Origin of the sequence: uncultured Sulfitobacter sp. (assembly GCF_947497275.1) — a bacterium.
Taxonomy (GTDB): domain Bacteria; phylum Pseudomonadota; class Alphaproteobacteria; order Rhodobacterales; family Rhodobacteraceae; genus Sulfitobacter.
The window spans coordinates 223,812-236,589 of sequence record NZ_CANMFS010000003.1 but is presented as its reverse complement, the minus strand read 5'-3'; the positions used below and the strand labels follow the sequence as shown (position 1 = coordinate 236,589).

The following is a 12,778-nucleotide window of genomic DNA, read 5'->3' as shown; positions in this document are numbered from 1 at the left end:
AGCAATATAATCGCTTCGTACATGATTGCGAACGGCGTTCTGTCCATTTTTACCATTAAGCCCGTTGCAAGGGATTATGTCGCATGAAGAGCCGGATTACCCGTTTCCGGCCAATTTCGATGGCCCATCCGCAGAAAGGCGTGCGCAAGCTTATGGACATTATCCTTCATGTGGGGTCCCACCGGACGAGTTCGACCAGTTTCCAACATTACCTGCGCTGCAACCGCGCGGCGCTTTTGGCGGATGATACGGTGGTGTGGGATCCGCAGACGCTGCGCAAGGGAATGTTCTCGGGCCTGTTCGCCAAGCCGCGCATGATTAACGGACGCGAATTGCAGCGCCGGGCGGCGGGGCGGGTGCGGATGCACGCGGAACAGGTGCGTCGGGCGGGTGCCAAACGCCTGATCGTCAGCGAGGAAAACATGATCGGCGCGCCCCGCGACTGTTTGCAATCGCAGACCCTTTATCCTGCGATCGGAGAGCGGATGGCGCGGCTGTCGGCGGCCTTCGATGGGCAAGTGAGCCGCGTGGTGATGATGATCCGCGCGCAGGACCTGTGGTGGTCATCGGTGGCGGCATACGGCGTCGGGCGCGGACATGCGCTGCCGGATGCGGCGCGCTGTGCGGCACTTTCCGCCAGCCCGCGCTGCTGGCGCGACGTCATCACCGATCTGGCCTGCGCGCTGCCCGGCGCAAAGATCAAGGTGTTGCCGTTCGAGCAGTTTGCGGGGCAGGCCGATCTGGTACTGTCAGCGGCTACAGGCGACCGGGCGCCGCACGCGCACGCAAAGACATGGCTCAACCGCTCGCCCGACGTTCCAGCGCTGCGTTCCAAGCTGGCTGATCAGGGGATCGACGCGGCCGCGTTGCCCGCGCATCTGCAGACGGACGCGGGCCGCTGGAACCCCTTCACGCCCGCGCAAGCCGCAGCTTTGCGCGAGGCCTACGCAGACGATATGATGTGGCTCACCGCCGGTGCGGATGGGCTTGCAACACTGACAGAGGATCAAACCCGCGCAAAAGCAGGGGTCAACCTGCCCGCGGGTGCCATAGCAAAAGGACATTCCCATGACCAACAAACCGACCTCCGCCAACAAGGACGCATGGCGTAAACTGGCCGAAGGCGAACTGCGTGGCCGTTCGCTCGAGGATCTGACGTGGAACACCCTCGAGGGCATCGATGTACAGCCTTTGTACACCGCCGAGGATCTTGACGATGTGAACCATCTTGGCGGGATCCCGGGGCAAGGGCCCTATACCCGCGGCGTGAAGGCCACGATGTACGCGGGCCGGCCCTGGACAATCCGACAATACGCGGGCTTCTCCACCGCCGAGGAATCGAACGGTTTTTACCGTCGCGCGCTCGCCGCCGGGCAACAAGGTGTATCGGTCGCCTTCGATCTGGCGACACACCGGGGCTACGACAGTGATCATCCAAGGGTTGAAGGCGACGTGGGCAAGGCCGGCGTGGCCATCGACAGCGTCGAGGACATGAAGATTCTGTTCGACGGTATCCCGCTCGACAAGGTTTCCGTCTCGATGACGATGAATGGTGCGGTCATCCCGATCCTCGCCAGTTTCATCGTCGCGGGAGAAGAGCAGGGCCATTCCCGCGCCGTGCTTTCGGGCACCATCCAGAACGACATTCTCAAGGAATTCATGGTCCGCAACACCTACATCTATCCGCCGGAACCTTCGATGAAGATCATCGCGGATATCATCGAGTACACCGCGAACGAGATGCCGAAGTTCAACTCGATCTCGATCTCCGGCTATCACATGCAGGAAGCGGGCGCGAACCTCGTGCAGGAACTGGCGTTTACGCTCGCGGACGGTCGTGAATACGTGCGTACGGCGATTGCGGCGGGCATGGACGTGGACAAATTCGCCCCGCGCCTGAGCTTTTTCTTCTGCATCGGCATGAACTTCTTCATGGAAGCGGCGAAGTTGCGTGCCGCACGTTTGCTGTGGTCGCGCATAATGGATGAGTTCAAGCCGCAAAATCCCAAATCGAGCATGCTGCGCACCCACTGCCAGACGTCCGGCGTCAGCCTGCAGGAGCAGGATCCCTACAATAACGTGATCCGCACCGCCTACGAGGCGATGTCGGCGGTGCTCGGCGGTACGCAGTCGCTGCACACGAACGCGCTCGACGAGGCGATCGCACTTCCCACCGATTTCTCCAGCCGGATCGCACGCAACACGCAATTGATCCTGCAGGAAGAGACGGGAGTGACCAACGTGGTCGATCCGCTCGCAGGATCGTATTATGTTGAAAAGCTGACGCACGATCTGGCGGATGCGGCTTGGGCGCTGATCGAGGAGGTCGAGGAACTGGGTGGGATGACCAAAGCGGTCGCGTCCGGCATGCCTAAACTGCGCATCGAGGAAGCGGCGGCACAGCGGCAAGCGGGCATCGACCGCGGCACGGATGTCATTGTCGGCGTCAACAAGTACCGCCGTGACAAGGAAGACGAGATCGACATTCTGGACGTCGATAATGTGGCCGTGCGCGACAGCCAGATCAAGCGTCTCGAAAAAATTCGGGCCAGCCGCGACGAGGCGGCCTGCACCGCTGCGCTGGAAGAGCTGACGCGCCGCGCCAAGGAAGGCGGCAATCTGTTGGAAGGGGCGGTAGAAGCAGCGCGTGCACGCGCAACCGTAGGAGAGATCAGCATGGCGATGGAAAAGGAATTCGGACGGCACCGCGCCGAGGTCAAGACCTTGGCGGGCGTGTACGGCGCAGCCTACGAGGGCGACGAGGGCTTTGCCGCGATCCAGAAATCCGTCGAAGAATTTGCCGAGGCCGAAGGCCGCCGCCCGCGCATGCTGGTGGTCAAGATGGGACAGGACGGTCACGACCGGGGTGCGAAAGTAATTGCAACGGCCTTTGCTGATATCGGTTTCGATGTGGATGTGGGACCCCTGTTCCAGACGCCGGCTGAGGCGGCCCAGGACGCCGTGGACAACGACGTGCACGTCATCGGGATCAGCTCCCAGGCGGCGGGCCACAAGACGCTGGCCCCACAGCTTATCAAAGCACTCAAAGACGCAGGCGCCGAAGACGTTCTGGTGATCTGCGGCGGTGTGATCCCGCAGCAGGACTACAAATTTCTGTATGATGCCGGGGTAAAGGCGATCTTTGGGCCAGGCACCAATATCCCCAATGCGGCGCAGGACATTCTCAAGCTTGTCCGTGAGGCACGCGGATGATCACACTCGACCATCTGGCGGTGGCGGGCGAAACGCTTGCCGCCGCTACGAGATACGTCGAGGAAACGCTTGGCGTTCCTGTTCAGGACGGCGGGGCGCACGCCGTTTTCCATACCCATAATTCCCTGCTGGGCTTGGCGGACGGCCTCTATCTCGAAGCGATTGCGATCAATCCGGATGCACCCACGCCCGAACGGGCACGGTGGTTCGATCTGGATCGTTTCGCAGGGCAGGCACGTCTGACCAACTGGATTTGCCGCTGTGACGATCTTGACCGCACGCTTGCCGACCTACCCTATGGCTTCCGCGCCCCCGTCGATTTGCACCGCGGCGATCTGCGCTGGCGCATGGCGGTCCCTCGAAATGGTATCCTGCCCTTCGACAACTGCGCGCCCGCGCTGATCGAATGGCAATCCGGTGGCCATCCCGCCGAAGGTCTGGCGCAAGCGGGATGCACACTCGAGCGGTTGGAGGTTTCGCATCCGCGGGCGGCAGAATTGCGCGCGATCCTTGCGCCGTTACTGGCCGATGCCCGGGTTGTGATTGCGCAGGGTGCCGCGCGGTTGCGGGCACATATCGCAACACCGCAAGGCAGTGCGACCCTGTGATCATACGTGGCGCCACGGAAAACGATGGGGCCGCTGTCGGAAATCTCTGGAACGCGATGATCCGCGACACCACGGCGACATTCACGACCGAACAGAAGACTGATACGGTTCTGCGCAGTCTTCTGGGCGAAAGACCGGGTGCCTTTTTGATCGCACAGGTCGATACGGCGCTTGCCGGGTTTGTCACTTGGGGCTCGTTTCGGACCGGTCCGGGGTACGCAAGAACGGCGGAACACACCATTGTGGTGGCCCTTCCGGGACAGGGGATCGGCGCGGCGTTGATGAAGGCGGCGTTCGCGGCGGCCTCCGTACAGGGGATCCATACCCTTGTTGCGGCAATCAGCGGCGAGAACGCGCGCGCTATTTCGTTTCACGACCGATTGGGATTTGCAAACGCCGGCGTCTTGCGCGAGGTAGGGCACAAACAGGATCGGTGGCTGGACCTTGTCTTGATGACCCGCCGCCTCGATCCGGACTGACTTTACTTGCACGACGGACTAGGATGGCCGCATGTCGATCTGGACCCGCATCACCGAAGCCTTGTCGGCCCTCACCTCAGGCGAGGGGCTGTCGCAGGTGTTCGACAGACTGCGCACCCCGCCCGAACGCTCTGTCGCTTTCACGATTGCAGTGGTTGCCTTGGGAGCAAAGATGGCAAAAGCCGATGGGCGTGTAACCCGCGATGAAGTGACTGCGTTTCGCGAGGTGTTTCAGATCGCCGATGCGGATACGCAAGGCGCGGCGCGTGTGTTCAACCTTGCCCGTACCGATGTCGCCGGTTTCGACGATTACGCCCGCCGTATCAAGGTGATGTTTCAGGACGACTCCGAAATGCTGTGCGATCTGCTTGAAGGATTGTTTCACATCGCCATGGCCGATGGTGTATATCACCCAGACGAGAACGCGTTTCTCGAAGAGGTCGCAACGATTTTCGAATTGCCTGATGGCGCGTTCGAGGCGCTGCGCGCGCGGTTCGTCCCCAATACATCGCCGCTGCCCCACACTGTTCTGGGCATCCCTCCCGGAGCGTCTTTGGACGAAGCAAGAGATGCGTGGCGCAAATTGGTGCGCGCCAACCATCCTGACGCTCTGATCGCGCGCGGACTGCCGGAAGAGGCCATCCAGTTGGCGGAAAAGCGCATGATCGACATCAACCGTGCCTGGGAAACGCTGTCGGGGAAAGCTGCGTAATGCGCATCGCAACATACAACGTCGAATGGTTTTCGAGCCTGTTCGACAAGGCAGGAAAACTGTTCGACGATGGTGGATGGTCAGGCCGGCACGATGTGACGCGCGCGCAGCAGACAGCGGCGCTTGGTCAGGTGTTTCAGGCGCTCGATGCCGATGCGGTGATGGTGATCGAAGCGCCCGATGCCGCGGGCGCGCCCAACAACATCAGAGCTCTTGCCGGCTTTGCGGCCCGCTTTGATCTGCGGGCCCGCGCGGTCGTGATGGGCTTTGCCAACGATACAAAGCAGGGGATCGCTCTGATGTACGATCCCGATGTGCTTGAGGCGCGTCACGATCCACAGGGCGCCATCACCGGCGCGCAAGGCGCCCGGGGCGCGCCTCGGTTCGATATGGCGCTTCGGATCGACCTCGATATCGATGCCACCGAAGATCTAGTGGTATTCTCGAAGCCGCCGTTGGAACTGGCGGTAGAGACGAAGAGCGGTTTTGCATTTCGGATGCTCGGCGCGCATCTCAAGTCCAAGGCACCGCACGGGGCCCGCGATGCGGCGCACGCGATGCAGATCTCCATCTCCAACCGCCGCAAGCAACTGGCGCAAGCCATCTGGCTGCGGGCCCGCATCGAAACCCACCTTGCCGAAGGCACGCCGCTGATGCTTCTGGGCGATCTGAACGATGGTCCGGGTCTAGATGTGTTCGAAGAGCTGTTCGGCCGGTCGTCGGTAGAGATCATTCTGGGCGGGGACGCTACGCATGATCTTTATGACCCGCATGCAGCGCGCGCGCTGGGCCAGCGTCTGGGCGCGATGCCGACGACCGCGCGGTTCTGGATTCGCCCCGAAGAGCGGTATCTGCAGGCTTTGCTGGACTACATCATGCTCAGCACCGAATTGCGTGACCGCGCGCGGCGCTGGCGGATCTGGCATCCGCTCGACGATCCCGATTGCTGGCACAAGCCGGCCTTGCGCGACGCATTGGTGACAGCGTCCGATCATTTCCCCGTCACGCTCGATATCGACATCTGATTTGGCGATGCACCAGAACAGCCCTATATCAAGCTTATGAAAAGATTCCTTGCCCTACCGCTCGCCCTCCTGTTGTCCACAACGCCCCTTGTTGCGCAAGAGACGGAAGATTCGCCTTCGTTGATGGAGCGCGGTGCGCAGATGTTCTTTGAAGGGCTGCTCAGAGAAATGGCACCGGCCCTAGATGATCTTGCCGCTCTGGTAGAGGAGGCAGGGCCCGCACTGGAAAGCTTCGTTACGGAAATGGGTCCGAAGCTGCGAAGCCTGCTTGATGAGGTGGAGGACTGGAGCGTCTATGAGGCGCCCGAAGTGTTGCCGAATGGCGATATTATCATCCGACGCAAACCGGATGCGCCGCAAGGGCCTGACCTGCCCGCACAGGACCCGCCGGAACAGACCGATCTTTAGCGCCGCGCTGTCTTGACCACCGCTTGCGCGCCCAGTGAGGCGGCGAGCGAATTGAAACGTGCTTCGGCCACTTCTCCATAAAGCGGCTTCATCTCTTCGCTCAGCCGCAGGTGGAGTTCCTTTTTCTTCGGAAACCAACGCATTTCGCTCAGCTCGGCGACCTTGTCGATCCACAGCATCGCGGCGAAACGCATTGCCTTGCCCAGTATCTCAGCTTCCGCGCGGGTTTGTTCATCCACCATTTCGAACAGATCGGAGAAACGGGAGTTCTCGCGTTTGTTCGAGTATCGGTGCATCAACGCAAGCCCCATGAAAATCCTCTCGGAGTGTTTGAGCCCCCCCAGATTGGCGCGCGTCGCGTTGTCAAAACAGACTTCGGCCCGGTAATCGGGGTGCGCGCGCCAACTGACATCGTGCAGCAGGCACGCGGCCTTGATCAGACGTTTGCGGGTGGGCGGCGCGGTCTTGTAGATCGGCAGGATGAAGTTGTAGAGCGTGCGACCGAAACCCGGCAGGCGCGCATCCTTGGCCTCCGCGAACCGGCAAGCTTCGATCAGCGGATCGCGATCGCGCAGGCGTTGGGGCATCTGCTCGTACAGCATCCCCTCGCGGATACCGTAGCTTGAGATAGCGATATCCTTGGGTTTGAACGTTTTGACCAAACGGCCCAGAACCTCGATGGCGTAGGGGACCAATGCGGCACGTGCAGAAGAAACGCCCGCTTGCAGGCGCACCTTTTCCATGTCTGATTTCTTGATGAAATCGATGGTCTCGCGCACCGATGCGCGGGTCATGCGGTATTCGTGCAGAACGTGCAGCGGGTAGCCGCGACGGATCATGTCGATCCGGGCAATCGCGCGCCAGGACCCCCCCACGAGAAACAGCCGGTCGCGCTGTTTGCCCATTTTGTCGGCGAGATTGTTCATGACCTCCTTGATGTGCGCCTCGCGGGCTTTCGCGCCACCGCTCAGATCGCGCAGCTTGAGCGGGCCAAGGTTCGAGGTGACGCGCCGCCCGACCCGCCCCCCGGAAATCTCGGCAAGCTCCATCGAAGAGCCGCCGATGTCGCAGACCAGACCGTAGGCACCGGGCCAGCCCAAAAGCACACCCTGCGCCGACAACCGCGCTTCTTCCTCGCCGTCGATGACCCAGATGCGCAGTCCGGTCTGGGTGCGGACTTCGTCGCAAAACGCACGGCCGTCGCTGGCGTCGCGTACGGCGGCGGTGGCCACCACGGTGAGTTCCGACAACCCCATACCATCGGCGAGCTTCTTGAACCGTCGCATCGCGCTGAGCGCGCGCACGCGCCCTTCGGGTGAAAGATGACCGGTTTCGGCCATTCCGGATCCAAGCGCACACATGATCTTTTCGTTGTAAAAATACGCAGGGGACCGCGCGGCGCCGTCGAAAACGACCATGCGAACCGAGTTGGAGCCGACATCCACAACCCCCACCCGCCGCAAGGCGCGCGCGCCGGGATCTTCAAACAGCGGTTTGCCGAAAAGACCCAGATCGGCAACGCCGGTTTCAGGAACGGCGGGGGCGGGGGTCGAAGGCTCTGTCATACGCGCTCCGGCGGTGCTGCGGGTGCGGGCAAACTGGCGCAAGCCCGTGTGCAGGTCAATGGGCGATAGCCGCCCTTGGCGCGAAACTTCGTCAGGGTCAGTCCTCGGTATGGGTCAGCTTGGGCACATCCGACGCGCCCGCCGATCCACGCCCCGACAGCGACGGATTTTCCATGAAAAACCTATGACAGCTGAAGGCGAATTGCCCCTCGACAGGTTCGGGCCGTGAAAAGCTGCCATCGGGCGCCATGATCCAGCTTTGCGCCACATCGGCGAGATTTGCGGCCATGATCTGGCTGGTGATCTGCGCCTGCACCGTCGCATTCTCGATCTCGACAAGCGTTTCGACCCGTCGGTTGAGGTTGCGGCCCATCCAGTCGGCAGACGACATGAACACGCGCGCCTTCTTGTGTGGTAGGCCGTGGCCGTTCCCAAAGCACACGATGCGCGAATGTTCCAGAAACCGTCCGACGATGGATTTCACGCGAATGTTCTCGGACAGACCCCTGATGCCGGGGCGCAGACCGCAGATGCCGCGTATCACAAGGCTGATCTTGACGCCTGCGTTTGACGCGGCATAGAGCGCGTCGATGACTTCGCTGTCGACGATGCTGTTCATCTTCGCCCAGATCTCGGCGGGCTTGCCGTTTTTCGCGTGCTCTGCCTCTGCCGCGATCATCGACAGCAGGCGCGGCTTCAGCGTGGTCGGCGAGATCGCGAGATTGTCGAGATGGGCGGGCTGTGCATAGCCGGACAGAAAGTTGAACACCTTGGTCGCGTCGCGCCCCAGCTTTTCATCGCAGGTGAACAGCGACAAATCGGTATAGATGCGCGCCGTGATCGGATGATAATTGCCCGTGCCGTAGTGGGTATAAGTCACCAGCTTGTTGCCCTCGCGCCGCACCACGGTCGAGATCTTGGCGTGCGTCTTGAGGTCGATAAAGCCATAGACGACATGCGCGCCCGCCCGTTCCAGCCTGCGGGACTGGCGGATGTTGGCGGCCTCGTCGAACCGGGCCTTCAACTCGACCAGCGCGGTGACGGACTTGCCGTCTTCAGCGGCCTCGCACAAGGCTTCGACGATCGGGCTGTCGCGCGATGTGCGGTACAACGTTTGCTTGATCGCGACGACATCGGGATCGCGCGCGGCCTGTTGCAGGAACCGCACGACCATATCGAACGTCTCGTAGGGGTGGTGCAGGAGCATGTCCTTGGACCGGATAGCCGCGAACATGTCGCCTTCGTGATCCATCACGCGCTCGGGCACGCGGGGCGTGAATTGCGGCCACAACAGGTCTGGACGATCCTCCAGCACCAGTTCCGACAGATCGTCGATGCCGATCATACCGTTGATTTCGATCACATCCTGCGGTTTCACCCGCAACTCCTGCATGACGAGGCTTTTGAGCTTTGCGGGCGCACCCGCCGCCAGTGTCAGCCGTACGACCTCGCCACGGCGACGGCGCTTGAGCGCGACCTCGAATTCGCGCACCAGATCCTCGGCCTCGTCCTCGACTTCCAGATCGCTGTCTCGCAGCACGCGGAATTCGAAATGCGCCTTGAGCTTGTAGCCCGGAAACAGGTCCGGCACCTTGATCGCGAGCAATTCTTCCAGCGGCAGAAACCGCTTGCAGCCGCCTGCCGCGGGCAACGGAACAAAGCGGTCGATCTGCGCCGGAATCGGCAACATCGCCTGAAGCGGCCTTTTGTCGTCCATCCGCTCAAGCTGGACCGCAAGCACGAAACCGGTGTTCGGGATAAACGGAAACGGGTGCGCGGGGTCAATCGCCAGCGGCGACAAGACCGCGAAGACCCGGCTGAGGAAAATCTCATCAAGGGCTTCGAGATCGGATTTGCTCAGATCCTCGGGTCCTTCGAGCATGATATTGTTCGCATCGAGTTCTTTCAGCAGATCCACCAGCACGCGCTGCTGTGACATCATCAGCGAACGGGCGTTCTGGTTTATCAGGACAAGCTGCTCGGCGGGGGTCAGACCGTCGGCGGCGGGCGTGGTATTTCCCGCCTGTGCCAATTCGCGCAGGCCCGCCACCCGCACCGTGTAGAATTCATCAAGGTTATCGGCGGAAATCGACAGGAATCGCAGCCGTTCGAGCAGCGGCACACGCGGGTTCTCCGCCTCTTCCAGCACGCGCCAGTTAAATCCAAGCCAGCTCAGCTCGCGGTTGAAGAACCGACCGGGACCAGTCAGGTCCAGATCGGGAAGGTCGACGGGCGCATTGAAAGGCGCTTTGAGAAAATCAGCTTCGGACATAAAGACTTATCGCATTTGAATGTAACAGGCGTATGGATCCGGCCGCCGTTCCGAGTGTGCCGATTATGGCGTGTCTGGCCGGTCTTTGTCCAGCACATCGCCCGCCAGCGCGCGTGTGATCGGCCGTTTGCGCGCAAGGCTTTCTGCATCGAGTGCTGCGACGATGCGCCGGGCAGCGGCAAAGGAACGATCCATCCGGTTGAGCAGGTAAGGGATCACATCGGTTCGCGGCACGAGTTGCCTGTCCGCCAGCAATTTCGCCAGCACAGCTGACAGGAGTGCGTCATCGGGGGCTTCGATGCTGGCCTCGAGCGTGCCACGCATCCGGCTGGCCAGATCGGGCAGTGTCAGCCCCCAGTGCGTCACCGGTCCGGTCCCGGTCAGCAGCAATGAATGACCTTCTGCCAGCACCATGTTGTGCAGGTGAAACAGCGCGGTCTGTGCATCCGTGTCATCCGCGATCCGGTCCACATCCTCCACCGCCACACTGCCTTGTGCAAGATCGGGCACATCCGCTGTGTGCACATTCGTCGCGGCGATGATTTGTGCCTGTGCCGCATCGGCCCAGACGTGGACAAGATGGGTCTTGCCCGCACCTTCAGGGCCGCTGAGCACAAGTTTGGCGCCGTGCCAGTTGCGCCAGTTCTCAATCATCGCGACGGCCATCGCATTGGACGGCGCGACAAGAAAATCATCGCGACCGCGCGCCACGCGGCTGGGCAGGGCCAGTCCGAGCTGTTGTGCCATCACTCTTGGTCTTGAGCCGGAAGGGGTTTGGTGGGGTCCGTTCCGCGGTACAGCAGGCTTTCCTGATACTGGTCCACGGCAAACCGGGCGATCACGCCAAAGGCCGCGGCCATGGGTACCGCCACCAGCATGCCGACGAAACCAAACAAGGTGCCGAACACCGACAACGCGAGGATAAGCCAAACAGGATGCAGCCCGACCGAATTGCCGACCAGCTTGGGAGTGAGTAAATTTCCCTCCACCACCTGTCCGATCACGAAGATACCCCCGACAAGTCCGATGGAAAGCCAGTCGCCCCAGAACTGGAACAGCGCAAGCCCGATGGCCAGCGCGCCGCCGATCAATGCACCGAGGTAGGGAATGAATGTCACCAGACCAGCGATGAAGCCGACCACCAGGCCGAATTGAAGACCGACAAGCATCAGCGCCAGCGCATAATAGGTGCCGAGGATCAGGCAAACCGTTCCCATGCCTCGGATGAACGAGGCAAGCGTGCGGTCGATATCCCCCGCCAGACGGCGGATCATCGGCGCGTGGTCGCGCGGCAAGAGAGCGTCAAGGTTCGCGATCATCCGGTCCCAATCGAGCAGCATGTAGACGGCGACGACCGGCACGATCACGAACAACATGATGATGTTGATCAATCCTGCAGCCGAGCTAAGCGCAGTTTCCAGGAGCTGCCCGCCGCGTTCCTGCACCATGCTGCCCAGCGACTGGATCGAACTGCGCAGGGTCGATCCCTCCTCGAGAATGGAGGGAAAACGCTGCGTCAGGAAATCGCTGAGGTTGCGGGCAAGCTCCGGTGCGATCTCGACCAGCCTGGCGGTCTGCTCCACCAGCGTCGGGATCACGAGCAGGGCAACAAGGACGAAAATCATCAACATCACGACTGTGATCACCGCCGTCGCAAGCGCACGGCTAAGACCGAGGCGTTCAAGCCTGTCGGCAATGGGATCGAGGAAATAGGCGACCGCGCTGCCAAGGACGAACGGCAGCAGGACATCGCCCATGAACCAGAGCACAACAATAATCACGAGGGCGACAAAGCCCCAGTACTTCAACTGATCGCGGATCGGCAGGGCCATGGGGATCTCCTGAATGCTGTGCCCCTCATCGCCCAAGTGCCGTTTTTATTCAAGGCCTCTGCCCGCGCCGGCACCTGATCACTGCGGTAGCCATCGACGCCAAGACAGCGACGCACAGGACGGCTTTCGAAATCGTGCCCATAGTGCCTTCGATCAGCATCGCATGCGCCACTGTACCGACCGCGACCCACAGGGCCAAGGCAAGATGCACCCTGCGCCAACGCCGTACACCGAACCGCCTGCGCGCGGGTAGGATGGCAGCGGCCGCGATCAATGCCCACATCGCCGTTACGCCATAGATCGAAAACGGTGTCGGAGAAGCGAGCGTCAATGCGTCGATGGTGTCGGGCGGGCTGGTCACGTAGAGGCCCGCTACATGCACAAGAATGGCGACAAGGAGTATCGCGCCGATGGCCCTGTGCAGTCGTCGCGCCGATGACGCGCGGGGCCAGCCGGGCAGGCCGACCGCCAGCAGGGGTTGAACAAGCAGCAGGCAAAGCGCCGCAATGCCGGCTATACCCGACAGGATGTAGGGTGCATCGCGATAGGCAAGAAGCGGGCTTTGCGCGGCGATGGTCATGGGAACAACCATCAGAACAAGCAGCACGGCCCAGAGCGACCGCGCTTTCCAGTGTGCGACTTGTTTGGGTGTCACAGCCAGACG

12 protein-coding genes are annotated in these 12,778 nt (G+C 61.6%); 7 read left to right on the top strand and 5 right to left on the bottom strand.

Going from position 1 to position 12,778, the window contains the following annotated elements:
* Nucleotides 1–83 precede the first annotated feature (83 nt).
* From Q1A06_RS07910 to Q1A06_RS07880, 7 genes are all read left to right on the top strand, one after another.
* Nucleotides 84–1,112 carry a hypothetical protein gene (locus Q1A06_RS07910; protein WP_299561242.1) on the top strand — a complete coding sequence of 343 codons (1,029 nt, stop codon included), beginning with the start codon at nt 84–86 and terminating at the stop codon, nt 1,110–1,112.
* Nucleotides 1,069–3,213, top strand: coding sequence for a methylmalonyl-CoA mutase (gene scpA / locus Q1A06_RS07905; RefSeq protein WP_299561239.1), 2,145 nt, complete (start codon nt 1,069–1,071; stop codon nt 3,211–3,213). Before Q1A06_RS07910 ends, scpA begins: the two co-directional genes overlap by 44 nt.
* A complete protein-coding gene (locus Q1A06_RS07900) occupies nt 3,210–3,821 on the top strand; it encodes a VOC family protein (protein WP_299561236.1) in 612 nt (203 codons plus the stop codon). Before scpA ends, Q1A06_RS07900 begins: the two co-directional genes overlap by 4 nt.
* The gene (locus tag Q1A06_RS07895; RefSeq protein ID WP_299561233.1) at nt 3,818–4,300 is read left to right on the top strand and encodes a GNAT family N-acetyltransferase; all 483 of its coding nucleotides are present in this window, start codon (nt 3,818–3,820) and stop codon (nt 4,298–4,300) included. The genes Q1A06_RS07900 and Q1A06_RS07895 overlap by 4 nt, the downstream gene beginning before the upstream one ends.
* A gap of 31 nt (nt 4,301–4,331) precedes the next feature.
* Nucleotides 4,332–5,012 (top strand): molecular chaperone DjiA, encoded by a 681-nt coding sequence (locus tag Q1A06_RS07890; protein ID WP_299561230.1) that lies wholly within the window; start codon nt 4,332–4,334, stop codon nt 5,010–5,012.
* The gene (locus tag Q1A06_RS07885) at nt 5,012–6,037 is read left to right on the top strand and encodes an endonuclease/exonuclease/phosphatase family protein (protein ID WP_299561227.1); all 1,026 of its coding nucleotides are present in this window, start codon (nt 5,012–5,014) and stop codon (nt 6,035–6,037) included. The genes Q1A06_RS07890 and Q1A06_RS07885 overlap by 1 nt, the downstream gene beginning before the upstream one ends.
* Nucleotides 6,038–6,109: 72 nt before the next feature.
* The gene (locus tag Q1A06_RS07880) at nt 6,110–6,445 is read left to right on the top strand and encodes a hypothetical protein (protein ID WP_366523507.1); all 336 of its coding nucleotides are present in this window, start codon (nt 6,110–6,112) and stop codon (nt 6,443–6,445) included.
* Here Q1A06_RS07880 and Q1A06_RS07875 read toward each other — a convergent pair.
* The 5 genes from Q1A06_RS07875 to Q1A06_RS07855 all read right to left on the bottom strand — a co-directional run bounded on the left by Q1A06_RS07875 (nt 6,442) and on the right by Q1A06_RS07855 (nt 12,769).
* On the bottom strand, nt 6,442–8,010 hold the full coding sequence (locus Q1A06_RS07875; RefSeq protein WP_299561221.1) for a Ppx/GppA family phosphatase: 1,569 nt from the start codon (nt 8,008–8,010) through the stop codon (nt 6,442–6,444). The genes Q1A06_RS07880 and Q1A06_RS07875 overlap by 4 nt on opposite strands.
* Nucleotides 8,011–8,107: 97 nt before the next feature.
* Nucleotides 8,108–10,282, bottom strand: a complete 2,175-nt coding sequence (locus Q1A06_RS07870; protein ID WP_299561218.1) for an RNA degradosome polyphosphate kinase — start codon at nt 10,280–10,282, stop codon at nt 8,108–8,110.
* Between the two features lie 63 nt (nt 10,283–10,345).
* Nucleotides 10,346–11,029 carry a DnaA/Hda family protein gene (locus Q1A06_RS07865; protein ID WP_299561215.1) on the bottom strand — a complete coding sequence of 228 codons (684 nt, stop codon included), beginning with the start codon at nt 11,027–11,029 and terminating at the stop codon, nt 10,346–10,348.
* Nucleotides 11,029–12,114 carry an AI-2E family transporter gene (locus Q1A06_RS07860; RefSeq protein WP_299561212.1) on the bottom strand — a complete coding sequence of 362 codons (1,086 nt, stop codon included), beginning with the start codon at nt 12,112–12,114 and terminating at the stop codon, nt 11,029–11,031. Before Q1A06_RS07860 ends, Q1A06_RS07865 begins: the two co-directional genes overlap by 1 nt.
* A gap of 49 nt (nt 12,115–12,163) precedes the next feature.
* Nucleotides 12,164–12,769, bottom strand: coding sequence for a ferric reductase-like transmembrane domain-containing protein (locus Q1A06_RS07855; RefSeq protein WP_299561209.1), 606 nt, complete (start codon nt 12,767–12,769; stop codon nt 12,164–12,166).
* Nucleotides 12,770–12,778 lie beyond the last annotated feature (9 nt).